We start from the raw sequence: 25,775 nt of genomic DNA on the forward strand, positions 1-25,775 counted from the left end.
AGGCGGCGCACGACGGGGTGCGTGCGCCGCCTGCCAATCCTCACCTTCCAGGGATACCAACATGAGTGTCAGTCATCTTCGTCACGCTGTCGCGCTGGCCGCGCTTGCCGCCTGCGCGGGCCTCACGGCCACGTCGAGCGCGCCGGTGCACGCCGCCGATAATCAGCTCAATGTCTACAACTGGTCCGACTACATTGCGAAAGACACGATCCCGAACTTCGAAAAGCAGTCGGGCATTCACGTGAAGTACGACAACTACGATAGCGACGATACCTTGCAGGCCAAGCTGCTCGCCGGCAGCTCGGGCTACGACATCGTGGTGCCCACCTCGAACTACATGGCCAAGCAGATCCAGGCCGGCGTGTACCAGAAGCTCGACAAGTCGAAGATCCCCAACCTCGCGAACCTCGATCCCGTGCTCATGCACATGATCGCCGACGCCGATCCGGGCAATCAGTACGGCGTGCCCTGGGCCTTCGGCACGGACGGCATCGGCTACAACCAGGAGGCCGTCGAGAAAGCCATGGGCGCGAACGCGCCCGTGGACAGCTGGGCGCTCGTGCTCGATCCCGCCAATCTCTCGAAGCTCAAAGGCTGCGGCGTGTCGTTCCTCGATCAGGCCGTGGACGTGTTCGCGGCGACGCTGCAATACATGGGCAAGAACCCGAACAGCACGAACCCGGCCGACTATCAGGCCGCCTATGAAGTGCTGAAGAAAGTCCGCCCGTACATCACGCAATTTAATTCGTCGGGCTACATCAACGACCTCGTGAACAACGATGTTTGCGTGGCTGTCGGCTGGTCGGGCGACGTCGGCATCGCGCACCGCCGCGCCGAGGAAGCCAAGCGCCCGTATCACCTCAAGTTCTCAAACCCGAAGGAAGGCGGCCTGCTCTGGTTCGACGTAATGGTGATTCCGAAGGACGCGCCGAACGCCGAGAACGCGATGAAGTGGATCAACTACATCGAAGATCCGAAGGTCAACGCGGCCATTACCAACGAAGTTTTCTATCCGACCGCGAACAAGGCCGCGCGCCAGTTCGTGACGGCGAGTGTCGCGCAGGACCCGACGGTCTATCCGCCCGAAGACGTGCTCAAGAAGATGACGCTGATGAAGCCGATGCCGGCCGATATCCTGCGCCTCGAAAACCGTCTCTGGTCGCAGCTGAAGACCGGCCGCTGATCGACCGAGCAGCGTAGCCATTCGCCCCTGAAGGAAACCGAAGCAGAAGGAAGGAGACAACGCGCGGAAGAGGGATCGCTCGACCCCTCGCCGCCAGATGTTCGCTGTTTCGAAGTCCGGCTGAGTGCGTCGCCTTGCTTTTTGAAACCGGCACGCCCCGCCTCCAACGAGCTCAGTTCGTAGTACTGATGTCCGCGAGGCGCTTTTGGCGCCCCGCGCGGGGCAACTCGCACCCGCGTTTCGCCAAACCGCGCAAGGACATGCCAGTGCCGCGATCAGAAAGGAACCCAGTTACACCATGAATCCGACGTCCAAAGTCAACGCCTCCGAAGCCGCTCGCGCCCAAGCCGCGGCCAGCTTCCGCGACGCTTTCGTGCGCATCGAAAACGTCGTCAAGAAGTTCGGCGACAGCGTCGCCGTCAACAACGTGAGCCTGAACATCGCGAAGAACGAGCTCTTCGCGCTGCTCGGCAGCTCCGGCTGCGGCAAGTCCACGCTGCTGCGCATGCTCGCGGGCTTCGAGACGGCCACATCGGGCAAGATCTTCGTCGACGGCGAAGACCTCGCGACGCTGCCGCCGTATCGCCGCCCGGTCAACATGATGTTCCAGTCGTACGCGCTGTTTCCGCACATGAGCGTGGAATCGAACGTTGCGTTCGGCCTCAAGCAGGAAGGCGTGCCGAGAAATGAGATCCGCGAACGCGTGGCCGATGCGCTCAATCTCGTGCAGATGGGCCGCTACGCGAAGCGCAAGCCGCATCAGCTTTCGGGCGGCCAGCAGCAGCGCGTCGCGCTCGCGCGCTCGCTCGTCAAGCGGCCGAAGCTGCTGCTGCTCGACGAGCCGATGTCGGCGCTCGACAAGAAGATCCGCCAGAAGACCCAGCTCGAACTCGTGAACATCATCGAGAAGGTCGATGTCACCTGTGTGATGGTCACGCACGACCAGGAAGAGGCGATGACGATGGCCAACCGCCTCGCGGTGATGAGCGAAGGCCGCATCGTGCAGGTCGGCGCGCCCGGCGAAGTCTACGAATTCCCCAATAGCCGCTTCTCCGCCGAGTTCATCGGCTCGACCAATCTGTTCGAAGGCAAGGTCGTCGAAGACGAGCCCGATCACATCTACGTCGAAAGCGAAGACCTCGAAACGCGCATGTACGTGAGCCACGGCGTTACCGGGCCGCTCGGCATGCCGGTGGGGATCTCCGTGCGTCCGGAGCGCGTGCGCGTCACCCACGAAAAGCCCGGCACGCCGCACAACTGGGCGCGCGGCGTGGTCACCGATGTCGCCTACATGGGCAGCTACTCGCTCTATCACGTGCGTCTGCCCGGCGGCAAAACGATCGTCTCGAACCTCTCCAGCTCGCAGCTCATGAACGAAGGCGCGCCGGCATGGAACGACGACGTCTACGTCTCGTGGTCGCCCGCCAGCGGCGTCGTGCTCACGCAATAAGGGAGAGGCCGAGATGAGTACCCCTATGTCTTCCACGTCGAGCGCCGCCTCGCGCGGCGCGCTCGGACGCATGCTTGCGCGCGTCCTGCCCTCGGGCCGCACGACGGTGATCGGCGTGCCTTTCCTGTGGCTCACGCTGTTCTTCGCGCTGCCGTTCGTGCTGGTATTCAAGATCAGCTTCGCCGACCAGGCGATGAGCATCCCGCCGTATTCGAGCCTCGCCGAGATGAAAGACGGCATGGTGCACCTCGCACTGCAGCTGGGTCACTACGCCTTCCTGTTGCAGGACAGCCTCTATATCGCCACCTATATCAGCTCGCTGAAGATGGCGGCGGTCTCGACCTTCTTCTGTCTGCTGATCGGCTATCCCATTGCCTACTACATCGCGCGCTCGAATCCGGCCACGCGCAACATCCTCATGATGGCCGTGATGCTGCCGTTCTGGACCTCGTTCCTGATCCGCGTCTACGCATGGATCGGCATTCTCAAGGACGACGGCCTGCTCAATCACGCGCTCATCGCGATCGGCCTGATTCACTCGCCGCTGCGCCTCTATCACAGCGATGCGGGCGTCTATATCGGCATGGTCTATTCGTACCTGCCCTTCATGGTGATGCCGCTCTACGCGCATCTCGTGAAGATGGACCTCACGCTGCTCGAAGCCGCCTACGACCTCGGCGCGAAGCCGTGGGTCGCGTTCACGCAGATCACGCTGCCGCTCTCGAAGAACGGCATCATCGCGGGCAGCCTGCTGGTGTTCATTCCGGCGGTGGGCGAGTACGTGATTCCCGAACTGCTCGGCGGCGCGGACACGCTCATGATCGGCCGCGTCATGTGGGATGAGTTTTTCAACAATATGGACTGGCCGATGGCCTCGGCGGTCACCGTCGCGATGGTGGTGCTGCTGCTCGTGCCGATGGCGGTCTTTCAGTACTACCAGGTCAAGGAACTGGAGGAAAGCAAATGATCAAGCCCAATCGCACTCTTTCCACGGGCGTTCTCGCGCTGGGATTCCTGTTTCTCTATATCCCGATCATCAGCCTCGTGGTGTACTCGTTCAACGAGTCGAAACTCGTGACCGTGTGGTCGGGCTTCTCGCTCAAGTGGTACGCCGCGCTGCTGCAGGACGACGAACTGCTCACCGCCGCGTGGCTGTCGCTGAAGATCGGCCTCATGACGGCGTTCGCCTCGGTCGTGATCGGCACGTGGGCCGGCTTCGTGCTCGCGCGCTTCGGACGCTTTCGCGGCTTCACCCTGTTTGCCGGGATGATCAACGCGCCGCTCGTGATTCCCGAAGTGATCCAGGGCATCTCGCTGCTGTTGCTGTTCGTCGCCATGGAGCAGCTCATCGGCTGGCCGAAGGGCCGTGGCGTGATCACGATGTGGATCGGTCACGTGATGCTGTGCGTGTCCTATGTGGCGATCGTCGTGCAGTCGCGCGTGAAGGAGCTCGACAAGTCGCTCGAGGAAGCCGCACTCGATCTCGGCGCCACGCCGCTCAAGGTGTTCTTCGTGGTCACGCTGCCGCTCATCTCGCAGGCGCTGCTCTCGGGCTGGCTGCTCTCGTTCACGCTCTCGATCGACGACCTCGTGCTCTCGGCGTTCCTCTCCGGCCCCGGCTCGACCACGCTGCCGCTCGTGGTGTTCTCGCGCGTGCGCCTCGGCCTGAATCCGGAAATGAACGCGCTGGCCACGCTCTTCATCTGCGCGGTGACGATCGGCGTGATCGCGGTGAACCAGATGATGTCGGCACGCGAAAAGAGGCGCATGCGCGACATGCAAATGGCCTTCGTGCAGCCCGATCCCTCTGAAGCCATCCAGAGCGCGGCACCGGGCGCGCCGGCCGGCGCAGTGGGCTCGCCGCTCGGCCGGCGAGCCGCTTGATGATCTGATCGCAGTCCACAAAGGCAGCGCGTGCTGCCGGCAACGCGCTGCGGCACAGGGGATTTTTATGCCGCTGCGCCTGCAATAACGACCCACTCGGAGAATTTCAATGAAGAAGAAGTTAATCTGTTTGCTGGTGGCCGGGGCATTGCCAGGGCTCGCCTTCGCGGACACGACTAGCGACCAGATCAAGGCCCTGCAGGCGCAGCTCAACGCGCTGCAAAAAGAGGTGAAATCGCTCAAGAGCGAACTCGCGGCGTCGAACCATGCCGCACAGGGCACGGCGAAAACCGCCACGGCATCGGCCGGCGGCGCGTCCTCGGGCGCGGCAGGCGCCACGCTCGTCGCAGCGCCCGCTGTGGATCCGTCCTCGCCCGACTATGGCAAGCAGCCTGCCCAGTTGACCAACGACCAGGTCGACCAGATGAAGCAGCAAATCGCGAACCAGCAAATGAAGGTGGATTCGCTCACCGACGCGGCCACGACCGGACCGCTCGCAGGTCTGTCGGTCACCGGCTATATCGACCCGACGTATATCTACAACCGCGCGCCGGGCACCTCATCGTTCCTGTTCGCGAACCATACCGGTTCGTACAACTACTTCAACAGCACATTCGGCGACGTCTACCTCGACATCAAGAAGACCTTCGGCGTCGGCCCGATGGCGCCTTCGGCCGAAATCACGCTCATGCCCAACCGCGGCAACGGCATCACGCTGCTGCAGAACGAGCATGGCGAGATCGGCAACAACATCCTGAACACGGCGGTCATCACGGTGCCGGTGACCTCCACCGGCACGTTCGTGGCGGGCCTCATGTCGAGCTTCGGCGGCTACGAGGTGCAGCAGTCGAACCAGATGCTCACCCTCACCCACAACCTGCTCTACGACTTCTCCGATCCGGGCAGCTATGTGGGCGTGGGCTGGAACTACTCGCCGAGCGGCAGCCAGTGGGCGTTCAAGTTCATGGTCGGCAACGAGCAGTACCGCACCTTCGGCGCCGTCACGCAGATCGGCACGAACGCGTTGGGCGACCCGATCACCACCAGCAACAAGATCCCGACCTTCACGGCGCGCGCCGACTACACGTGGTCGAGCGCACTCGATATCGGCGGCTCGTTCAACGTCGGCCGGCAGACGCTGTCGAGCGCGATCGACTCCACGACCGGCCAGACCGTCTATGGTCCGGGCGGCCAGGCATCGAGCTCGGGTGGCTACTTCTTCTTCGGCGAAGTCGATGCCAGCTACACGCTCGCGGACATCCAGTACAACGCCGAAATCGACTACGGCCAGCAGCAGCGCGCGGCGTTCAACGGCGGCAACGCACAGTGGTATGGTCTCTCGCTGCTCGCGCACCGCAAGTTTTTCGCGCCGGTGGTGGGCCGCATGGGCGTGACCGCGCGCTACGACGTGCTCGCCAACGGCAAGAACGGCGGCGGCGGCGGCGGCATCGTGCTCAACGGCAACGGCATGGATCCGTACAACGGCTTCGGCATCGGTTCGGACTGCCTCGCGAACTCGAAGGCGAGCGGCGGCTACGGCTTCGAATGCCACGGGGCTACGCGCCAGGACATCGCGCTCGACGTGCTGTTCTACGCGACGCAGCAGATCACCGTGAAGGTCGAATACCGCCACGACTGGGCCACGCAGAAGGTGTTCCTGCGCGACGACGGCTCGTACAGCAAGAGCAACGACCTGCTGGGCGCGCAGTTCATCTACTCGTTCTGACGAGTGCGCAGCGGGCGGCGGCGCGCATGCCGCCGCCCGCTTTTTTTGTATCCCCTATGCTCAAATTCGCCAATCAGCCTCATGCGCCGTCGTGGTACGCGGCCAGCATCAATGACACGACCCGCCACCCCGTGCTGCAAGGCGCGCTGGACGCCGATGTCTGCGTGATCGGCGCGGGTCTCACGGGCGTTTCGGCGGCGCTCAATCTTGCCGAACGCGGCTATCGCGTCGCGCTGCTCGAAGCTTCGCGGGTTGGCTGGGCCGCGAGCGGACGCAACGGCGGCCAGCTGATCGGCGGCTTCGCCTGCGGCTTGCACACGTTCGCGCAATTCATGAATGAAGACGAGATCAAGCAGATCTGGGCGATGGGCCTCGAAACGCTCGACATCGTGAAGTCGCGCGTGGCCCGGCACCAGATCGATTGCGCGCTCACGCCGGGCTACTTCACCGCCGCGAACAAGCCGCGCGACGTGGACGACCTCAAGCGCTCGCGCGACGAAGCCGCGACGCGCTTCGGCTACGACCGGTTCCGTTACGTCGATGGCGAAGGCGTGGGCCGGTACGTGAATTCGGCGCGCTATCGCGGCGGCCTTTACGATCCTGATAGCGGGCATCTGCATCCGCTCAACTACACGCTCGGACTCGCACGGGCGGCGCGCGAAGCGGGCGTGCAAATCTTCGAGGACAGCGCGGTCACGCGCATTCGCGACGAGCATGGCGGGCACGTCGTCGAAACGGCGCAGGGCCAGGTGCGCGCGAAGTTCGTCGTGCTCGCGTGCAACACGTATCTCGGTGCGCTGGCGCCGCAACTCGCGCGCAAGATCATGCCGGTCGGCACCTACGTAATCGCCACCGAAGCGCTCGGCGCGCAACGCATGGCGGCGTTGATGCCGGCGCAGGCCGCCGTGTGCGACAGCCGCTTCGTGCTCGACTACTTCCGCCCCGCGCCCGACACGCGGCTCCTGTGGGGCGGCAAGGTCAGCTATTCGAAGCTCGCTCCGCACAACCTGGGCGTTGCGATGCGCGCCGACATGCTCAAAACCTTCCCGCAACTCGCCGACGTGAAAGTCGACTACGCGTGGGGCGGCTTCGTCGACATCACGATGAACCGCGCGCCGCATTTCGGCCGCCTTTCCCCTACCGTGTATTTCGCGCAAGGCTTCTCCGGCCACGGCGTGAACACCACGGGCCTCGCAGGCACGCTGATTGCCGAAGCGATTCACGGCCAGGCCGCGCGCTTCGACCTGTTCGGCAAGATCCGCCACCGCGACTTTCCCGGCGGCGCTACACTGCGAACCCCTGCCCTCGTGCTCGCGATGGCATGGTATCGAATGAAGGATTTGCTCTGATGACTCTCGACCTCGACGCCCAGGCGGACCTGCTCGCCCGCGACTCGTACTACGAAGCCACCGCCACGCGCCCCGCCGACGACGACCCCGTGCTGGAAGGCATGATCGACGCCGATGTTTGCGTGATCGGCGCAGGCTTCGCGGGACTTTCGGTGGCGCTGGAGTGCCGCGCGCGCGGGCTCTCGGTCGCCGTGCTCGACGCGCATCGGCCTGGCTGGGGCGCCTCGGGGCGCAACGGCGGCCAGACGCTGGTGGGCTTTGCGAAAGACGAGGTGCTGGAAATACAGCTTGGCGACATGGGCATACGCGCGGCATGGGCGCTGTCCATCGAGGGCGTGGCGCTGGTGCGCGAGCGCATCGCGCGCCATGGCATCGACTGCGATTTCACGCCGGGCTATGTGACGGTCGCCACGAAGCCCAAGCGCGTGCCTCACCTGCGCGCATGGATGGACGCCGCGCGCACGCGCTGGGGCTACGACAAGCTCGAATGGCTCGACACCGACGCCACGCGTGCGCGCGTAAATTCGCACAGCTATCTGGCGGGTGTCCACGATCCGTTCTCGGGGCATCTGCATCCGCTCAAGTACTGCCTCGGCCTCGCCGATGCGGCGCGCAACGAAGGCGCGCGACTGTTCGCCCACTCGCGCGCACTCGATGTGGCGCGCGGCGCGCGGCCGGTCGTGAGGACCGCGCGCGGCGAGGTGCGCTGCCGCTTCGTGGTGTCGTGCTGCAACGCCGCGCCCGGCGGCGTGCTGCCCGCGCCCATTGCGGCGCGCATCGCGCCCATCGCTTCGTACATCATCGCGACTGAACCGCTCGGGCGGGCGCGCGCGCAAGCGCTCATTCCCGGCCGCGCGGCCATTTGCGACAACAACTTCTTTCTCGACTATTTCCGCCTGTCCGCCGATGTCCGGCTGCTGTTCGGCGGCCGCGCCGATTCCACCGGCGCGGCGCCCGCACAACTCACCGAGGCGATGAAGCGGCGCATGACCGACGTGTTCCCGCAACTCGAAGGCGTGAACGTGGACTACGCATGGGGCGGCTTCGTGGACGTCACGCGCAATCGCGCGCCCGACTTCGGTGCGGTCGACCCGAATTATTACTACGTGCAAGGCTTTTCAGGGCACGGCGTGGCGCTCACGGGCATCGCGGGGCGCGTGGTTGCCCAGGCGATTGCGGGCGAGCGCGCGGCGTTCGATCTGTTTTCGCGCGTGCGTCACGCGCGCTTCCCGGGCGGACCGTCGTGGCGCAGGCCCGCACTCGAGATCGGCATGATGTATCACCGGGTGATGGAGATGCTTTAGAGCGTGTTCACGTTATCCGAGTTCACCCTCGACGAGCGCGAAATATCAGGCGGCTGCGCGCGCTCGATCCCGGCGAACTTCTTCCGCCCTAAAAAGCCACCTCCGTCATCAGTTGCGGCCAGAGTGCAGCAGACTGGAAATCCATATCGCGCCGCACGTGGTCTTGTGGCCGCCGGCTTCGAAGTGGCCGCTGTGGCTGGTCGCGTCTCTCACGCGAATGATGCCTCTCATGATTCGTGTCTCCTGGTTCACCACGACCAGCCCTGCTGGCCATACTTCGTGTCGTAGCGGCGGCCCCACCACGGCAGATAGGCGTTGTTCTCGCCGCGTGCGCGGAACCAGTCCGCGTCGGGGTCGATCGGCACGATCTGGGGCGGCGGCGTCACGACCACTGCAACGGGATGCCCCGCGTCTGTGGTGCCAGCCACGAGTACAGTTTCGCCCAAGTGGTTCGCGCGGCTGATTGCCAGCGCCACATCGGTGAGCGCGGTGCCCGCGCCCATTTCGCCGAGCAACGCCGGCGTGTTGAAGGTCTGTTTTTGGAAATCGAACTCCAGCATCGTTTCGGTCAGAGTGCGACCGAGCGGGCCGATGCGTGACGAGGAGGCATCGCTGCCCTTGCCCGCATCGTGGATCGTGTAGCGGATATCGGGTACCGATACGTTCGCGTTGTGCGCGGCTGTGGCGATGGTTGCTTTCCATGCCTCGACCGCGCGCGTCGTGCCGACCTTCTTTTCGAAATCCTGAACGTTTCCGGTGGCTGCGCGGCCGATCCAGGCCAGCGGCGCGCGTTCGGTCTTCATCTGCGGGCCCGCGAGGAACAGCAGCACCATGTTTTCGTTGGTCTGGGCGTCTTTCGGCGGAAAGCTTGGCGCGTCCCAGTTCATCACCCAGACGCTTTTGTCGGGGTTCGCCTCGAGGTAGTCCAGCGCGTTGTTCAATGAGGTGAAGCCGGCGTTGGCGCCGCCGGGGGTTACGCGCACGTCGGGGGGCGTGTCGCGGCTCCAGAGGCTGGGGAAGGATTTGTTCCCGATGTTGAACATGCCGATGACGCTTTTGCGCAAGTAAGTCTGCGCTTCGACGGGATCCAGGCGATCGGGAATGGCGAACTCGACGTGAATTCCCGCCAGTTCCCGCCAGTCCTTCCTGTTGTCGGGTTTGACCGTGTAGAAGTACTTCGCGTGCATCACGTAGCGGGTGCCAAACTTCCCAAGCAACTCGTCCACATATTTGTGGTAGTAGCCTTTGAAAGTTTCCGTGCCGCGATTGCCGTAGGCAACTCCGGCTACCGACTGCAGCGTGGTGAATGACTTCGGATCGGTCCGCACCATGTCGTCGTTCCTGTTCGCCCCGACCAGCTTCAGTGCCCACAGCAACTGCCACTCGGTCGGATAGTCGCGACGCTGCAGCGGATTCAGCCATTCGATCCCCATGACCTGCGCCATTAAGGGTTTCGCGGAAGCCGCCGGCGCCGCATCAGCGCTGGGCGTGGCCGCCCGGGCGGGCATAGGCATCATGGCGGACGTCGTGAAGGCAAACATCGTAAAGGCCATCAAGATGGGGATTGCAACCAGTCGTTTCATCCATTCTCCTGTAGTCAATGCTGAGGCCGGCGGGTTGCCGGATTCGATACTCCATACGAACATGATGACGGCACCCAGAATCATCACCAGCGCGGCGAGAACCAGCCGGCGCTGCCACGTCGAAATCAGCGCGCTCATACCAGGGCTCCGAGATTCAGATAGAACTGGCCCTCGCGTTCGTCGATGATCTTCTCCGGCATACGCCCCTCTTCGTCATTCGCGAGCCATTGAGTCAGCGAGTCACCACCCATAACGCCTTTGTAGAAATACTCCCAGTACTTCTTGTTTAGATTGGCATCATCCATCCCCTTCCCAAACCGCCAGTCCGCTTCGCGTCGCAAGTCGGTCATCTGCTCGGGCGACAGGTAGCACAACCCGACTGCCATGTCATATGCAAGCGCCTTCCTCGCATGCATCGGGTTCGTCATGATGGTCGAGTGGTTGGTCGGGTTGTTGTTCCGGCTGTCGTCCAGGATTTGCGTGACCTGCTCGTTGCGCCACTCCGCGTAGCCCTCGGGCAAGGCGCTCTTGCCGTCCTCGCCGATCACGTTGCCGTCGCCGTCGATCCACGCTGAATTGCGATCGGCGCGCACGCGCATGCGCAGGATCGCGTGGTCCTCGTAGCGCTGCGACGCCTCGCTGCTGACGTTGCCAGCCGCCTTCTGATCGGCCTGCACGGTCTTGTAGTTGTCGTAGGGATCGTCAGCGTTCCTGTCCAGCTTGTTCGCATTGCGGGCCGCTGCGGGCGGATCGTTATCCTCGTTGAAATTGCTTTGGGCGTCGCCATCGCTGACGTGGACCGGCTTGCCGTACCGAAGCGCCCGTGGCGCAAACGTCTCGTCGAGCGGCGGCGCATCGGCCGTGACCATCCAGCCCTTCGGCGGATCGGCGTTGACCGGCAGCAGGTTGAAGGCCGACGTCGCCAGCGTCACGATGTAAAGCAGTGGCGCGGTTGCGGTGGTGGCGAGCTTCGCCACGTAGTTCTCGTTGGCGCTCCATGCGCGTTTGATGCCATATTTCGCCGTCGGTGAAGCCGGGAACCAGAACCCCGACGTCTTCGCGCCGGTGTGGCGCCAGTCGTTTTCCCAGTAGTGATACTCGGCGTGCTTGCCTACTTCGAAGCCGCTTGCGAATACGCGCTGGGTCAACACCCCCTGTGCGCCGATATCAGCCAGTTCGTCATTGGGCATGGCCTTGTGCGGGTCGATATCCTTGTTGTATTTGTTGCTCACGCGCCCCAGTCCGCGCCAGCCGATGCCCTGAACCGTGGAGGCCGAAATCACCTGGTCATGCGGGCAGCAATACAGCGTGACCCGGCCATAGGTGTAGCCATTCAGTCCGTGGGCAGCGCGGTCGGCGGCGGCCGTGTACGGTTTGCCGCCCGACTCCGACGTGCGCGTGTTGGCCATGTCCTCATCGACCTTGTCGGGCGGCATTTCGAAGGCGGTGCGCGCACGCATGATGTCGAGGAAGGCCCGCAGCGTTCCGGTGCGCGCCTCGTAGGTCTGCCGGCCGTTGCGTTTCTGGGCGTCGCGCATTTCACGTTGCGACCAGCTTTCGAGACCTGTGCCGGTGTTCGCGACGCTTACTGTGGCAGACGATCGTGATCGGCACATTGGCCTGCATCTTCCGGATCGACTGCACGAGCCGCGCGAGCCGCGCGAGCCGCAGCGCCGCGAGCACGCCGTAGGTGCGCGGCGGGGTGCGGTATATGGCGCGCGGCGTCGGATTCATGGCCTGCACGGAAAGAAACCCGAAAATGCGGTCGTCGAGGCCCTCGCTCCACAGGTCAGGCAGGCTGGAACAGCCGTTGACGAACGGGCCACCGCCCCAGTAGTCCTGCTCGTTCAGGAAGATCTTGTCGCCATACTCTTTCAGTTCTTCCGGGTTGGCCTTGTAGCCCCAACGGAAATGAATGACAGGCGAGAACGATGGGTCGGGTTTGATGTAGGTTTTAGCCCACAGTTTGGGATTGAGAAAACCTTCCGGCGTCAGGCTTTCGGTATACGCGACGGGTGAGAGTTGACCGCCGACGACACCCTTGTGCTTCATCTGGTCGTCCAGCCGGGCGAGCCGGCGGTTCAACCCCTCACACAGCCCCTGCTCGGCGCCTTCGAACCACTCGCCCTCGGAGTTCACGCCATGCACGAAGATGACGACGCCGTGCAGCGGCTGTTGCTTCACGCAGATCAGTTCGCTCGTGAGATCGAAGACCAGCGGGCCTTACCCCGAGCCAACGATAATGCGCGGCGGCAAGCTTTGCGCGGATAAGTTCGATGCTGAAGCCGTACCGGATTGCGCGGCATCTGGCGATGGGGTGTCGGGATTCAGGAGTGGGTCGGTCATATTGAAACGATTTTCTTGATTATATGCACTACCAAGTGATTGAAATGAATTCGTGAAATGCAGTAGTGAAGAATCAATCAATCCAGATGGCGCGCTTGCACGACGCAGGATTTAAAACAGGATTATTCAGGCGGACAATCGCGAAATGTCATGGAGCAATTTCGCTATCAAGCAGGATTGAAATTGAGTTATAAAATGAAATTCTGATATTCAAAGTCTCATCTAAAAATACTACATCATTAGACACTAACTGTTATTGACATGGCGCACGACCCACACGGCATCCGATGCTGAAATCCAGCACGCATTCAAGTCGTATCGGCAGATCAGGCATCGCCATGCAGAACGGTGCGGCAATGTCAGCCTGAAAAACCTGCAGGTGCTAAATGCAATCCTTTACGTTGCCGATCACCGCTGCAGATGATGCGGACTATCCAGGCGATTCGCGCCGATACCACACGACTCACGCTCGATGAGATCGAATAGCGTGAACACGCATCCAGGGCATCACCGTTGAAAGCATCTCCTCCAACACCCCCGCCAGCGCCGCCATGAGCGCGTCCGATGCCTCGGGCGTGGCCTCCGCATAGCCGAGCAGGAAGCCGTTATAGCGGACCGCGTCGCGCCCCTCCTCGCCATCGAGGCAAAACGCGCTGAGCGGCGAAAGCGCGAGACCATGCGCACGCGCCGCCTCGCTCACGGCCACGTCGGCGAGCGGCGCATCCAGGCGCACGCTCAGGTGCATGCCGCCCGCATCGGCGGACACCGTCATGAGGCCCGCGAGATGTTTTTCGATTGCGGCCACAAGGCCGTCGCGGCGCGTCTCGTAGAGCTTGCGCATGCGGCGCAGATGCCGCGCGTAGCGGCCGCTTTCGATGAAGTCCGCAAGCGCCGCCTGCTCGGCCACGCGGCCCTGGCGCATGAGCGTGCGATGCGCCGCCGCGACCTGCGCCACGACCTGGCGCGGCACGATCATGAAGCCGAGGCGCAGCGCCGGAAAAAGCGTCTTGCTGAAGGTGCCCAGGTAGATCACGGGCGTGTCGTCCGCGAGGCCCTGAATCGACGGCAGCGGCGGGCCATCGTGGCGCAGCTCGCTGTCGTAGTCGTCTTCGATGATCCACGCTCCACACGCGCGCGCCTGCTCGATCAGCGCGAGACGCCGTTCGACGCTCAACACACAGCCGAGCGGATATTGATGCGAGGGCGTGAGATACACGAGACGCGGCGGCGCGGCGCGCCAGTCCTCGTCGCGCGCGGCCATGCCCGCGGCGTCCACCGGCACCGGCACGAGTGTGAGCCCGGCCGCCACCATCGCCACGCGCGCGCCCAGATAGCCCGGATTTTCGATCCACACGCGCTCGCCTTCGTCGGCGAACAAACGCGCGCACAGCGCGAGGCTCGTTTGCGTGCCGTCCGTGATGAACACCTGCTCGGGCTGGCAGCGCACGCCGCGCGACACGCGCACGTATTGCGCGATGGCATGGCGCAGCACCGGCAGGCCCGCGCTGTCGCCGTAGCCCAGTTCGCCCGGGTCCACCTCGCGCATCGCGCGCTCGACGCTCGTGCGCCACTGCGCAAGCGGAAACGCGTCGAGCGCGGGCGTGCCGGGCCGCAACGCCGTCACGCCGTCGCCCGATGCCCGGCGCGGCGGCAACTCGCGCACGCGGCGCGACAGCAGCGGCGCGGCGGCGGCGTCGTGCGGCGGCACACGCGTGGCAGACGGCGCAATGCCGGGCTTCACGCCGTTGACGATGGAGCCATGGCGCGTGGCCGTGATGAAGCCTTCCTCCACCAGCCGCTCATATGCATAGAGCACCGAGTTGCGGGCGATGCCCAGCTCCTCGGCCAGCGTGCGGCTGGAAGCGAGGCGCGTGCCGCACACGATGTCGCCGTCGAGAATCGCGCGGCGCAAGCTCTCGTAGAGCAGGTCTTGTTGCGTGAGGCGTCGTGAAGCGCTCGCGCGCGCACGGCGCTCGTAAGCGGCCATCATCAGCGCGTAGTCCAATCTCGTGGCTCCATGTTTTGTGGCTTGAGTGGGACCAACAATGGTGCCACAAATCGCATACGCTGATGCTGCGGCCCCCCCACCCCAAGGAGAACGAATTTGAGTCCGACGATCCACGTACGCGAAGTCACGCCCGCCGACTACGACGCATGGCGCCCGCTCTGGGACGGCTATAACCACTTCTATGGCCGCTCAGGCCCGACCGCGCTGCCCGAGGCGATCACGCAGACCACCTGGACGCGCTTCTTCGACGGCTACGAGCCCATCCACGCGTTCATCGCGCTGCAAGGCGAACGCGTGGTGGGTCTCGTACACTTCATCTACCACCGCAACACCACGCTCGATGGCCCGATCTGCTATTTGCAGGATCTGTTCACGCGCGAGGACGCACGCGGCAAGGGCGTGGGACGCGCGCTGATCGAAGCGGTGTATGCGCACGCGAAGGCCTCGAACTCGGCGCGCGTCTACTGGCACACGCACGAGACGAATCACACGGCCATGCGCCTTTACGACGGCGTGGCCGACAAGCCGGGCTTCGTCATGTACCGCAAGAACGTGTGAGGCGCATGAAGCGCGAAGGGCTTCGAAGCCTCAATCGAGATCCTTCAGGAGCGCGTCGCGCACGTCGCAGTCGATGATCTGGTCGGGCACGCGATAGTTCGGATGATCGCAGCCGATCATGAGCGCCGCGCCGTCGCGCAGGCGCTTCTTCATTTGCGGCGTGAATTCGAAGCGTACGAAGTGCACCGCCGAGGTCTTCTCGGCATTGTCGCGCTCGAGGTCTTCGTCGGCGATGGCGTAGACGGGCGACTCGCCCTCCACCTGCAGAAAAACGCGATCTTCAATGCCGATAAGCCGCGCCAGCGCCGCGCGTCGTTCGATCTCGTTCTCGTACTCGATCTGCATCGTGGCCTTGAGGTTGCTGCCGTCTGGCACCAGCGGCAGATAGGCATCGAGCTCGCCCTGAATGCCGTCTTCCTCGAAGATCTTTTCAATGTGCAGCATCTCCTGGATCTGGTAGCGGATCGTCGCTTCGTCTTCGAAGAGAAAGGTCAGGTGATTGCCCAGCGCCACGGCGCGGCGCTTCTTGTGCTCGATGATGCGGTTGCGCATCTCGCTGCGCTGCTTCGCATAGGCTTCGAGCGAGAGCAGCGAATTTCTTGCGATCGTCATCAGGTTTCCTCATCAAATTCCATAGGCACGGCGCAGCAGCGTGAGCGGATGCGCGAGCGGCGGGCCGCCCTGGGCGTTGCCGAGCTTGTTCTCGTCGATGCCCTGCGCGATGTGATGCCCCGCGAGCTGGCAATCCGAGGAGATGAAATCGGGCTCGCCCTGCGCCATCTGCTTGAACACGGGCGTGCCGATCTTCATCGCCATCGCGTGAAATTCCCTCTTCACGCCAAATGTGCCCGCATGGCCCGAGCAGCGCTCGACCACGTTGACTTTGGTTTCGGGCACGAGCGAGAGCAGGTCGGAGGTCTTGCGGCCGATGTTTTGCACGCGCGCGTGGCAAGGCACGTGATACGAGACGTTGCCGAGCGGCGTGCGGAAATCGGTTTTCAGCAAGCCGTCGCGGTTGCGCGCCACGAAGTACTCGAACGGGTCCCAGAACGCTTCGCTCACGGCGCGCGTGTCGGCGTCGTCGGGGAACATCAGCGGCAGTTCGTGCTTGTACATCAGCACGCAGCTCGGCACCGCGCCCAGCAGCGCATAGCCTTCGCGCGCGTACTGCGCGAGCACCGGCATGTTTTCGGCCTGCTTCTTCGCCACGCCTTCGAGGTTGCCCTGTTCGAGCAGCGGCATCCCGCAGCACGCCTCGCTCTTCACCAGCACGTAGGGGATGGCGTTGTGATCGAGCACCGCCAGCAGGTCGTGGCCGATGCCCGGCTCGTTGAAGTTCACGTAGCAGGTCGCGTAGATCGCGACCTTTCCCGGCGTGCGCTCGCCGTCGCGCACCTCGCTCGCCGTGGCCTTGCTTGCTGCGCTGCGGAACTTGCGCGCGGCAAACGACGGCAGCCACGCGTGGCGGTCCACGCCCAGCGCGTCTTCCATCACCGCGCGCATCGCCTTCGTGCCGTTGACCGCGTTGACGGTTTGCGTGACCACCGGAATGCCCGCGAGATGGCCGAGCGCGTCGGTGTTCGAGAGCACGCGGTCGCGCAGCTGCACCTCGCCGTTGCGGTAATGAATCGCCTTCGCGCGCAGCATCAGATGCGGGAAATCCACGTTCCACGGATGCGGCGGCACATACGGACACTTCGTCATGTAGCAGAGGTCGCACAGATAGCACTGATCGACCACTTTCGAAAACTGCGTCTTGTCGACGTCTTCGGCTTCGCCGGTGTCGGTTTCGTCGACGAGATCGAACAGCGCCGGGAACGCGCCGCAGAGCGAAACGCAGCGCCTGCAACCCGCGCAGATATCGAACACGCGCGCGAGCTCGGTGTCGAGCTGCGCCTGGTCGTAGAACGCGTCGGATCGCCAGTCGAGCGGGTGGCGGGTCGGCGCTTCGAGACTGCCTTCCTTGTGGGGCATGACGTCTCCAGTTCTAGTTGTTTCTTTTGGTTATCAGGGTGCGTTCGCGCGGGCGCACGAGAAACGCACGAGATGCAGCGCGCGCGGGCGAGCCTCGCGCGCGCAATGGCGCCTTGCCCTGACCGCGGCCCTAGTCGGCCAGCGCTTCCAGCGCCTTCGTATAGCGGTTCGCGTGGCTGCGCTCCGCCTTGGCGAGCGTCTCGAACCAGTTGGCGATTTCGTCGAAGCCTTCGTCGCGCGCGACCTTGGCCATGCCGGGGTACATATCGGTGTATTCGTGCGTTTCGCCCGCGATCGCCGACTGCAGATTCAGACGCGAACTGCCGAACGGCAGGCCGGTCGCCGGATCGCCTACGGCTTCCAGATACTCGAGGTGGCCGTGCGCGTGGCCGGTTTCGCCTTCGGCGGTCGAGCGGAACAGCGCGGCAACGTCGTTCTGGCCTTCCACATCGGCCTTGGCCGCGAAATAGAGGTAGCGGCGATTCGCCTGCGATTCGCCCGCGAAGGCGTCCTTGAGGTTTTGTTCCGTCTTCGAGCCTTTGAGCTGTGCCATCTATGCCTCCTTCAATCTTCCGGATTCGGGGGGACGCGGCGCTGCGCATCTTCGTGCGGTGCAGCAGGGCATGAGCGCGGTCTACGCCGCTCTATCAATCTAGGAAATGTCGTTTGTGTTCCCAATTGTGATTTTCAATCCCGCCGATAGCCGGACGGCCTTTGGCCCGGCGACGCCTTGCCGCACACGCTGGACACCCTTATGCGGCGGGCCTGTGCGACCGATCTATCCCAATATTTGAATAAACGCCTTGAACACCGAATCTTCCGACCTAGACTTAGGTTTCGGCCAGATTCGCGCGCCCGCCCGCGCGCCCTTTCGAAGCCATTTCGGAGCTCACATGCGATTGACTATTTTGATCAACGGTCCGGACCCGACTGTGAACCACGACTTTGCCGTGCTCTGGCTCGACACCGACCAGCAACGCTGGTCGCGCGAGTCGCACGAAGGCATCGACCTTCCCGCATGGGGAGAGATGCGCGATGCAGACGGTGTGACGGCGCTATGCGCGCCGCTCGACGATTCCCCGCTCTGCACCCTGCGCGGCCTGCATGTAAACCGCCGCCAGGAGATCAGTTCAGCCCACGGCGACGCCACGTGGTCATGCGAAACCTCGCACGCGCACATGGAAGGCCAATGGCGACTGCAGGCCGTGGACCGCCAGATGGTCCACGCCGAAAACGCCCTGTTCGCGGACTGATGCATCGCGCGTAGCCCGCGCGTTTCACCCTTCCTGTTCCCCTGTCTTGCGGCGTCGCCTTTCTGGCGGCGCCGCATTGTTTTGCTGCGCGCGCACCTGAGCTCGAGTTGGCCGCGCCCAGTCTCGCCCGCTATACTCTCACGCCCTTACAGGTCCTTTCACGAGCGCGACGGCGCGCGCACGATGCGCGCACGGCTAACGCGTTCGCGGGCCATCCCCGACTCGCTGATTTCCCGATTTGCCGATGAAGAAGCTGTTTGCCTGCCTGAGCGCGGCTCTGACCCTGGCCCTCCCTGGCCATGCGTTCGCTGCGCCTGCCGTACCCGCGACGTCCGCCTGCGCCCAATTCGTTCCCGGCGGCCAGTTCCCCACGCTCAGCAATCCGCGCATGGCGCCGAAAACGCGCATGCTCTGCTACTCCGATTACGTGGTGCTGCACTCGGGCGTCACCCATGGACCGCTCTGGTCGGCGGAGCACCTCACGCGCGATCATCTCGAAGCCGCGAAGGACATGACACGCACGAACCGCTTCTTCGAAGACGAGCGCCTGCCCGCCGGCGAAGGCGCGACGCTCGCCGACTACAAGCGCAGCGGCTTCGACCGCGGCCACATGAGCCCCGCCGGCAACCGCTGGAACCCCCAGGCGATGGCTGAATCGTTCTCGCTCGCGAACATCGTGCCGCAGAACCGCGAGAACAATCAGCGGCTGTGGTCGCATATCGAAACGGCGGTGCGCAAGCTCGCTACGAAATACGGCGATGCTTATGTCGTGACCGGTCCGCTCTTCGCTGGCGCGCAGTTGCAGACGATCGGCGCGTCTCGCGTGCTGGTGCCCACGCAGATCTTCAAGGTGGTTTACGTGCCCTCGCAGCAGCTGGCGTTCGCCATCGTCGCGAACAACGCGAGCGACGATCGCTATGAGGTGCGTTCGGTGCGCGATCTCGAAGCGCAAAGCGGCATTGCATTCCCGGGCATTCCCGCAAACGTCGCCGCGCAGACGAAGGTGTCGTTCAACGGCGGCACATTTGCCGTGCGCAAATGGGGCTGGTAAGAACCGCGTGACGGAAGCCGGCGCAGCGCGCGCCGTTATAGATCCAGCCGCGAAACCTTGGTGCCTTCGAGCGAAGCGCCCGCCATCAGGCCGGCATTGGTCAGCACAAAAGCCTCGATCGGATTGACGGCGGTGGTCGTGTCGATCTGCCCGTTCACGCCCATCTTCACGAGCGCGACGGTGGCGTCCGCGCCCGCCTTCCAGCCGCTGCTGCGCTTGAAGCGCTCCAATGCGCCCCGGGTCATGAACGCATAGAAAACGGCGCGCGACTGCGCGCCGACCTGAAAGCCGAACGAGCCCGCCGTGGTGCTGAAGTAGCCGATGGAGCGGCCGTCGGCGCGCAATGCGCCTCGCCCGTATTCGCCGCCCACGCCAAAGGCCGCGCCCACCACCTCGGGAAACACCAGCACCGCGCTAGCCTTGCCCACCAGCTCGCGCGAGCCCTTCACCGTGCCATAGAGACGCGCCAGCGCGGCATCGACATTCGTATCGATCTCGCGGCGCAAGCGGGCGTTCTTTTCTGCCGCATCTAGGGCATTGCCGGGCCCAGTCGTCGTGCATGCGCCCAGCAGCGTGAGCGATGCCAGCGACGCAGCGGCCCGCCCACCCGCCGCAATGAATTGCCTTCTGTTCATTTGCTTCGCACTCTCGTTGAACTACGGTTGCTTGCGCGGCAGTTGCGCAACCGGATCGACCGGTTTGCCGTTCTCGCGCATTTCGAACAGCAGCGCGCCCACCCCCACCCCGTCCGCACCGCTGGTGGCGATCTGCTGGCCCAGCTTCACGGTGTCGCCCTGCTTCACGAGCAGCCTGCCGTTGCGGCCATACGCGGTGATCAGGTGCGCGTCGTGCTTGACGATGACGAGCTTGCCGTAGCCCTTGATGCCGCTGCCGGCGTACATCACGCGCCCCGCCGCGGCCGCTTTCACGGGCGCGCCCGGCGCACACGCGATGACGATGCCCCGCTGCTTGCCAGGCGCGAACGGCGTGACGACGCTCCCGTTCACCGGCCAGGCAAGGCGCGCATTGGCACGTGCATTGGAACGCGCCTCGGCGCGCCCATCGGCACGCCCAGCGGCGGCGGGCTGCGCTGGCGCAGCCGGGGCCGAAGGCGCGGCGGCCGGCGGCGATGCGCTGGCCGCCAGCCCCTTCGCAGGCGCTGGAGCGGACGCGGGTGTGGGTGCCGCGACAGCGGATTTCGCGGGCGGCGCGACGCGCAGCAGTTGCCCTACCTTCACGGTGCCCGAGGCGGGCAGCGTGTTCCAGGCGGCGATATCGGCGGCGCGTTGCTTGTGGGCGGCGGCAATGCGGCTGAGCGTGTCGCCGGCCTTGACGCGATAAAACTCGGCGGAGGCGCTCGACGGCGGCACCTCGGCCACGACAGCCGGAGCCGGTGTTTCGATCGGCGTCGCGCTCGTGGCGGACGAAGACGCGGCGGCCTCGCTGGCGGCAGCCGGCGCGTCGTCGGCCACGGGCGCGGACGCATGCCACGGCGTGACCGTGCAGGCGCCGAGCATTGCAGCGGACGCGGCGACGATGGCCACGGCCACGGCAATTCCGGCACCCTCGTATAAAGTTCTCATGACGCGCTCCTTGTTCGACCGGCAGGAATGTCTGCGCCGCGCGGCGCAGGAGCGTCATGATCAAGGGTTTGTCGCGAAGCGCAGCGGATTCGCGCGCCAGTTCTGATTCACGTCAATTTGAACGGCGCGCGGCGCGCCATCCACGACGCCCCGCCCGGAGACACGCCGGATTTTCGGGAAGATGTTTGATGGCGTAGCGGGCTGCTTCTTATAATGCGGGCCCGCGCATCGCGCTCAAGGAGGAACCGAAGGTGTTCGACGCATACGCAAACGACGACGATGTCCTGAACGTGCAGGGCGACGCGCTCACGCTCACGAACGGCACCACGCGCGTGACGCTCGCCGGCACGCTCGAACTCACGCGCGACAAGCGCGGCCTTGCCGCCGCGCTCGCGCTGAAGGCCGCGCTCGACGCCGTGGTCGCGAAGCTCCAGGGCGACCCGCACTTGCCCGCGCAGGTCAAGGACGAGCCGGACGCGAAACCCGGCGTCGTCGACAACCCGTTCAACTGATCGCCGCGCGGGCCGCCGCAAACGCGCGGCCCGCGCGCCGGCTGCGCCTCAGAACGGCTTGCCTTCGCTCGTCTTCCACGCGGCCATGAGCGTGTTGGACGGCAGCGTTTCGTCGAGCAGCTTCTTCGCGCTCGCGGCGCCCGCGATCGGCAGCCCGGTCGGATCGATCGCGCCGATCTGCGCGAGCACCGACGCCTGGTCCCAATAGATGTGCTCGTTATAGAGCTTGCTGCCGCGAAAGCAGATCACGGCGAGCATCGGCACCTCGAAGTACTTGCCGGTGGGCGCGAGGCCGGGCAGCAGCCAGTCGATCTCGCGGTCGTGCGTGCAGCAGAAGATGAACTCGTCCACTACGCGGTCCGAGCCGATCGTGCGCGAGATCGGAATCAGGCGCGTATCGGCGGGATTCGAATGCACGAAATGGTGCGTGTAGAAGCGCTTGAGTTCGTCGTGGCCCACGCCGCCCGTCATCGTCGGGATGTGGTTGACGTAGGGCTGTGCCACCATCGTCGGCATGACGTCGCTGGGGTTGCGCGTGACGAACTCGTGGTAGCAGTGCTGCTCCCACAGCGCGTTGAAGTCGTAGATGGGGCCGAGCACGCGCCGCAGCATCGCGAGCGAACGCGAGTACGCCATCATCGCGGCGGGCTTGTCGAATTGGGGCCGCGCATTCGACGCGAATGCGTGATCGCAGCCCGGATACGTGTAGAGCTCGACGCCGGGCTTGCCCGCCAGCGCCTGCGTGATGCGCGCGCGCGTGGCCGCGTCGCACCAGCCGTCCTCGGCAGCGAAATGCAGCATGAGCGGGCAGTGGATCTTGCCGGCTTCGTCCAGATAGTTTTCGAGCGCCACGGCGTAGTAGCCGATCGCGCAATCGACGTCAGTGCGCGCCGCCGCCAGATACGCAAGCCGCCCGCCCAGACAGTAGCCAAGCGCTCCGACCTTGCCGCGCTGCGAGGGATGGGCGCGCAGCGCCGCGAGCGTCTGCGCGATGTCGTCCATCGCGAGATCGACGTCGAAGCGGTCGTAGAGCGCGAGCGCCTTCGCCATGTCGGCGCCCTCGTAGCCCAGATCGACGCCCGGCTCGAGCCGCCAGAAGAGATCGGGCACCATCACCACGTAGCCCTCTTCCGCATAACGGTCGGCCATCGCGCGCATGGATGCGTTCACGCCGAAAATCTCTTGCAGCAGCACGAGGCCCGGGCCGCTGCCCTCCGGCGGCAGCGCCGTGTAGGCGCGGAATTCGCCGCCGGCGCGCGACTTCACCTGGGTCCATTGTCCAGTCATGGGATTGTCTCCTTCTGTGCGTGTATCCACGGGCCGGCCTTCAGCCGGGTCGAAGCGTCTGCCGCGCGGATGCTACGCCACCGCGCCAAATCCCCCTCCAGCCGCAAGCGGCGGCAGCGCGGCTTCACCGCGTATCCACGCGTGATTCGCGAGCTGGGCCATTTCGCGGTCGCCGCGGCTGTCGCCATAGGCATAGAGCGTCGCGGGCGCGTGCTCGCCCCACCATGCGCGCAGCCGGGCGACCTTTTCCGGGCCCCAGCAATTGCGGCCCACGAGCCGCCCAGTGTAGCCCCCCTCGCGCCATTCGAGCTCGCTTGCGAGCACCGTGCCGATGCCCACGCGCGGCGCCCACTTGCGCAGATAAATCGAAGGCGACGCGCTCACGAGCACCACCTCGTGCCCGAGCGCCTGATGCTCGCGGATGCGCGCGAGCATCTCGGGGCGCAGCATCGCAGGCAGGCGCGTGTCGACGAAGCGCTGTGCGGCGGCGTCGAGTATTTCGCGGCGCACCGGGCCGAGCGCCGCATAAAGAAAGCGTGCCTTGGTGCGGCCCCGGTCGGACCAGCCGGGCGCGATGCCCGCGAGCCACGGCAGGCAGCGCAGCACGGCGAGCGCGAAGCGCGCGTTGCCGGCGGCATCGAGCATGAAGGCGCGGAAACTGTCGGACGTGGTAATGGTGCCGTCGAAATCGAAGGCGGCCACAACACGGTTATTGCGGTTGTTCATGAAGCGGAATCGGAAAGCGCCACGGTCAGAGGCGTGGGGTTATGGGCGGCAAGCCGGCGTCATTGTCGGTGCAAACGGCGCGCTGCCGCAACGGCGCAGCCATGCGCCACACGGGCAGTCTTGCTTGATGTATCGATGTTGATGCTATCAATCAATGTCGATACAGGCGCGTCGCGGCGCTGCGAGGCCATCACAACGTCATAATCCGTGTGGAGACAACGAGGCGCTCATGAGAAACCTGACCGATCAGCTCACGCAGTACGCCGAATACCATCGCGACGCCCGCAACATCGCCACGCACTGCATCGGCATTCCGATGATCGTGCTCGCGCTCGCCGTGCTGCTGTCGCGCCCCGTCTGGGGGCACCTCGCGGCGTGGCCGCTTTCGCCCGCATGGCTGCTGTTCGGCGCCGCGACGCTCTATTACCTCGTGCTCGACGTGCCGCTCGGCCTCATGATGGCCGTCGTCTCGGCGGCCTGCCTCGGGTTCGGCGCGTGGCTCGCGCAGCAAGGCACAGTGGCCTGGCTCGCAGGCGGCATCGGACTTTTCGTGGTGGGGTGGGTGTTCCAGTTCGTCGGGCACATCGCGTGGGAGCACCGCAAGCCCGCGTTCGCCGACGACCTGATCGGACTCGTCATCGGCCCGCTTTTCGTGCTTGCCGAGGCGCTGTTCGGGCTCGGCTGGCGTCCGGCCTTGCGCGCGGCCATCGAGGCCAAGGCGGGGCCCACGCGCATCAATCCTCCGCGCGGGCACGCGGCCCGGCCGTAACCGGATCATCCCGCCGATAGCTTCACCAGCCGCGCGCCATGAACGGCCGTCAGCGCGACGGCAATCCAGATCGGCACGTAGGTTCCCAGCTCGCGCAGCCCGAACGGCTCGCCCAGCAGCACCACCGAGACGATCACGAGCAGCACCGGCTCGACATAGCCGAGAACGCCGAAGAGCGCCATCGGCAGCAGGCGGCTCGCCTTCAGATAGCACGCGAGCGCCACGGTGCTGATCACGCCCAGTCCCGGCAGCAGCAGCCACGCCAGCAGCTTGTGCGAGCCGAGCAGCGCGAGCGAGCCGCCCGCGTGCACTTCGATGGCGGCCACCGGCAGCAGCAGCACCATTTCGATCGAGAAGGTCACGAGCGAATCCGCGTGAATCTTGCGGCGCAGCACGAAGTACGGCGGATAGCCGAACGCGACGAGCAGCGTCGGCCACGAGAACGCGTGCGTCACCCAGAGCTCGTGCGCGACGCCCACGGCCGCGCACGCGACCGCGATCCATTGCAGCGCTTCGAGCCGCTCGTGGTAGTAGTAGCGGCCCACCAGCACCATCACGAGCGGCAGCATGAAATAGCCGAGCGAGACTTCCAGCAGGCGTCCGTGCAGCGGCGCCCAGAGGAACACCCACAACTGCAGGCCGAGCAGCCCTGCGCTGGCCACGAGCATGAGCGCGATGCGCGGCTCCCTGAACGCGCGCACGAGCAACTCCACGAGCTGCGGCGCGCGCGAGCGCAAGATCACCAGCGCGAGTGCGCCGGGCGCCGTCCAGATCACGCGCCAGGCGAAGATATCGAGCCCGTCGAGCGGGGCCAGCAGCAGGGTGTAGCTGGACATCAGCGCGAACAGCGTGGACGCCCCCACGGAAAGCGTGATGCCGCGCCTGGGTTCGTACGTATTCACCGACATGGCGAGGCGCCGCGCGGGCGTGGAGAAAACGCCGCGCAAGTGCGCGCGCTCAAATTGCGCCGCACGGCGAAACGCACGCCGGCCTCCATGAAAAGCCGGGGAAGCGTTGGAAAAAATATTGTCATTTGAATCGGCTATTGAATTAGCGGCCGAGGGCGTTGCCACGCCGTCAGCCCGATTCTAATGTGCCGCGCACCGCGCCGGGGCGGCGGGCACGGGCAATGCGGCGTCCGCCGGAGCAGCGAGATCCGCAACATAGTCCGTGAAATGTCTGCTGCAATGGACTAGAACGTAAATCTTTCCACGGAGCCGCCCTGCAGC

The 25,775-nt window shown here is 64.8% G+C and carries 23 protein-coding genes and 1 pseudogene; 12 read left to right on the plus strand and 12 right to left on the minus strand.

Translation table 11 applies throughout. The annotated features are described in order from the left end of the window. Positions 1-61 precede the first annotated feature (61 nt). From P5W99_RS16320 to P5W99_RS16350, 7 genes are all read left to right on the plus strand, one after another. Positions 62-1,183 carry a polyamine ABC transporter substrate-binding protein gene (locus P5W99_RS16320; protein ID WP_421026219.1) on the plus strand — a complete coding sequence of 374 codons (1,122 nt, stop codon included), beginning with the start codon at positions 62-64 and terminating at the stop codon, positions 1,181-1,183. Positions 1,184-1,481: 298 nt separating this feature from the next. Next, the gene (locus tag P5W99_RS16325) at positions 1,482-2,633 is read left to right on the plus strand and encodes an ABC transporter ATP-binding protein (protein WP_434663822.1); all 1,152 of its coding nucleotides are present in this window, start codon (positions 1,482-1,484) and stop codon (positions 2,631-2,633) included. 13 nt (positions 2,634-2,646) lie between these two features. Beyond that, positions 2,647-3,600, plus strand: a complete 954-nt coding sequence (locus tag P5W99_RS16330) for an ABC transporter permease subunit (RefSeq protein ID WP_421026221.1) — start codon at positions 2,647-2,649, stop codon at positions 3,598-3,600. Continuing rightward, positions 3,597-4,517 carry an ABC transporter permease subunit gene (locus P5W99_RS16335; RefSeq protein WP_421026222.1) on the plus strand — a complete coding sequence of 307 codons (921 nt, stop codon included), beginning with the start codon at positions 3,597-3,599 and terminating at the stop codon, positions 4,515-4,517. The genes P5W99_RS16330 and P5W99_RS16335 overlap by 4 nt, the downstream gene beginning before the upstream one ends. Before the next feature lie 109 nt (positions 4,518-4,626). Next, the gene (locus P5W99_RS16340) at positions 4,627-6,243 is read left to right on the plus strand and encodes a DUF3138 family protein (protein WP_421026223.1); all 1,617 of its coding nucleotides are present in this window, start codon (positions 4,627-4,629) and stop codon (positions 6,241-6,243) included. A gap of 56 nt (positions 6,244-6,299) precedes the next feature. Beyond that, entirely contained in the window at positions 6,300-7,592 is a 1,293-nt protein-coding gene (locus P5W99_RS16345) for an NAD(P)/FAD-dependent oxidoreductase (protein ID WP_421026224.1), read from the plus strand. Beyond that, complete coding sequence (locus P5W99_RS16350) at positions 7,592-8,896, plus strand: NAD(P)/FAD-dependent oxidoreductase (RefSeq protein ID WP_434663826.1); 1,305 nt, start codon at positions 7,592-7,594, stop codon at positions 8,894-8,896. Before P5W99_RS16345 ends, P5W99_RS16350 begins: the two co-directional genes overlap by 1 nt. Before the next feature lie 108 nt (positions 8,897-9,004). Here P5W99_RS16350 and P5W99_RS16355 read toward each other — a convergent pair whose 3' ends face one another. The 4 genes and pseudogenes from P5W99_RS16355 to P5W99_RS16370 all read right to left on the minus strand — a co-directional run bounded on the left by P5W99_RS16355 (position 9,005) and on the right by P5W99_RS16370 (position 14,830). After that, positions 9,005-9,127 carry a hypothetical protein gene (locus tag P5W99_RS16355; RefSeq protein WP_421026226.1) on the minus strand — a complete coding sequence of 41 codons (123 nt, stop codon included), beginning with the start codon at positions 9,125-9,127 and terminating at the stop codon, positions 9,005-9,007. A 17-nt stretch (positions 9,128-9,144) separates the two neighbouring features. Beyond that, entirely contained in the window at positions 9,145-10,617 is a 1,473-nt protein-coding gene (locus P5W99_RS16360) for a virulence factor (protein WP_434663829.1), read from the minus strand. After that, positions 10,614-12,696, minus strand: a pseudogene (locus tag P5W99_RS16365) (T6SS effector phospholipase Tle3 domain-containing protein). The gene P5W99_RS16360 and the pseudogene P5W99_RS16365 overlap by 4 nt, the downstream one beginning before the upstream one ends. Before the next feature lie 592 nt (positions 12,697-13,288). Beyond that, complete coding sequence (locus tag P5W99_RS16370; RefSeq protein ID WP_434663832.1) at positions 13,289-14,830, minus strand: PLP-dependent aminotransferase family protein; 1,542 nt, start codon at positions 14,828-14,830, stop codon at positions 13,289-13,291. Positions 14,831-14,929: 99 nt separating this feature from the next. Between P5W99_RS16370 and P5W99_RS16375 the strand changes: the two genes are divergently transcribed. Next, positions 14,930-15,391, plus strand: a complete 462-nt coding sequence (locus P5W99_RS16375) for a GNAT family N-acetyltransferase (protein ID WP_421026229.1) — start codon at positions 14,930-14,932, stop codon at positions 15,389-15,391. Positions 15,392-15,421: 30 nt separating this feature from the next. Here the strand turns inward: P5W99_RS16375 and P5W99_RS16380 are convergent, their stop codons facing one another. The 3 genes from P5W99_RS16380 to P5W99_RS16390 form a co-directional block, all read right to left on the minus strand. After that, a complete protein-coding gene (locus P5W99_RS16380; RefSeq protein ID WP_421026230.1) occupies positions 15,422-16,003 on the minus strand; it encodes a DUF3501 family protein in 582 nt (193 codons plus the stop codon). A 12-nt stretch (positions 16,004-16,015) separates the two neighbouring features. Beyond that, positions 16,016-17,365 carry a heterodisulfide reductase-related iron-sulfur binding cluster gene (locus P5W99_RS16385; RefSeq protein ID WP_421026231.1) on the minus strand — a complete coding sequence of 450 codons (1,350 nt, stop codon included), beginning with the start codon at positions 17,363-17,365 and terminating at the stop codon, positions 16,016-16,018. A gap of 130 nt (positions 17,366-17,495) precedes the next feature. Further along, positions 17,496-17,918 (minus strand): rubrerythrin family protein, encoded by a 423-nt coding sequence (locus P5W99_RS16390; protein ID WP_421026232.1) that lies wholly within the window; start codon positions 17,916-17,918, stop codon positions 17,496-17,498. Positions 17,919-18,258: 340 nt separating this feature from the next. Here P5W99_RS16390 and P5W99_RS16395 point away from each other — a divergent pair, with 340 nt between their 5' ends. Both P5W99_RS16395 and P5W99_RS16400 read left to right on the plus strand, forming a co-directional pair. After that, entirely contained in the window at positions 18,259-18,618 is a 360-nt protein-coding gene (locus tag P5W99_RS16395; RefSeq protein WP_421026233.1) for a DUF3564 domain-containing protein, read from the plus strand. Positions 18,619-18,862: 244 nt separating this feature from the next. Next, entirely contained in the window at positions 18,863-19,669 is an 807-nt protein-coding gene (locus tag P5W99_RS16400) for a DNA/RNA non-specific endonuclease (RefSeq protein ID WP_421026234.1), read from the plus strand. 35 nt (positions 19,670-19,704) lie between these two features. Here the strand turns inward: P5W99_RS16400 and P5W99_RS16405 are convergent, their stop codons facing one another. Both P5W99_RS16405 and P5W99_RS16410 read right to left on the minus strand, forming a co-directional pair. Further along, positions 19,705-20,304: a BPSL1445 family SYLF domain-containing lipoprotein gene (locus P5W99_RS16405; protein WP_434663839.1), complete on the minus strand. Its 600-nt coding sequence runs from the start codon at positions 20,302-20,304 to the stop codon at positions 19,705-19,707. A 21-nt stretch (positions 20,305-20,325) separates the two neighbouring features. Then, on the minus strand, positions 20,326-21,252 hold the full coding sequence (locus P5W99_RS16410) for a peptidoglycan DD-metalloendopeptidase family protein (RefSeq protein ID WP_434663842.1): 927 nt from the start codon (positions 21,250-21,252) through the stop codon (positions 20,326-20,328). A 251-nt stretch (positions 21,253-21,503) separates the two neighbouring features. Between P5W99_RS16410 and P5W99_RS16415 the strand changes: the two genes are divergently transcribed. Beyond that, positions 21,504-21,764 (plus strand): hypothetical protein, encoded by a 261-nt coding sequence (locus P5W99_RS16415; protein WP_421026237.1) that lies wholly within the window; start codon positions 21,504-21,506, stop codon positions 21,762-21,764. Positions 21,765-21,812: 48 nt separating this feature from the next. Here the strand turns inward: P5W99_RS16415 and P5W99_RS16420 are convergent, their stop codons facing one another. Continuing rightward, positions 21,813-23,051 carry a dienelactone hydrolase family protein gene (locus tag P5W99_RS16420; RefSeq protein WP_434663845.1) on the minus strand — a complete coding sequence of 413 codons (1,239 nt, stop codon included), beginning with the start codon at positions 23,049-23,051 and terminating at the stop codon, positions 21,813-21,815. Positions 23,052-23,123: 72 nt separating this feature from the next. After that, a complete protein-coding gene (locus P5W99_RS16425; RefSeq protein ID WP_421026258.1) occupies positions 23,124-23,777 on the minus strand; it encodes an HAD family hydrolase in 654 nt (217 codons plus the stop codon). A gap of 229 nt (positions 23,778-24,006) precedes the next feature. On the opposite strand from P5W99_RS16425, the gene P5W99_RS16430 reads away from it, so the two are divergent. Continuing rightward, positions 24,007-24,546: a DUF962 domain-containing protein gene (locus tag P5W99_RS16430; protein WP_421026259.1), complete on the plus strand. Its 540-nt coding sequence runs from the start codon at positions 24,007-24,009 to the stop codon at positions 24,544-24,546. Between the two features lie 5 nt (positions 24,547-24,551). On the opposite strand, the gene rarD is transcribed toward P5W99_RS16430, so the two are convergent. Continuing rightward, complete coding sequence (rarD, locus tag P5W99_RS16435; RefSeq protein ID WP_421026260.1) at positions 24,552-25,454, minus strand: EamA family transporter RarD; 903 nt, start codon at positions 25,452-25,454, stop codon at positions 24,552-24,554. Positions 25,455-25,775 lie beyond the last annotated feature (321 nt).

This window comes from Paraburkholderia sp. A3BS-1L (assembly GCF_051125215.1).
In the GTDB taxonomy this organism is placed as follows: domain Bacteria; phylum Pseudomonadota; class Gammaproteobacteria; order Burkholderiales; family Burkholderiaceae; genus Paraburkholderia.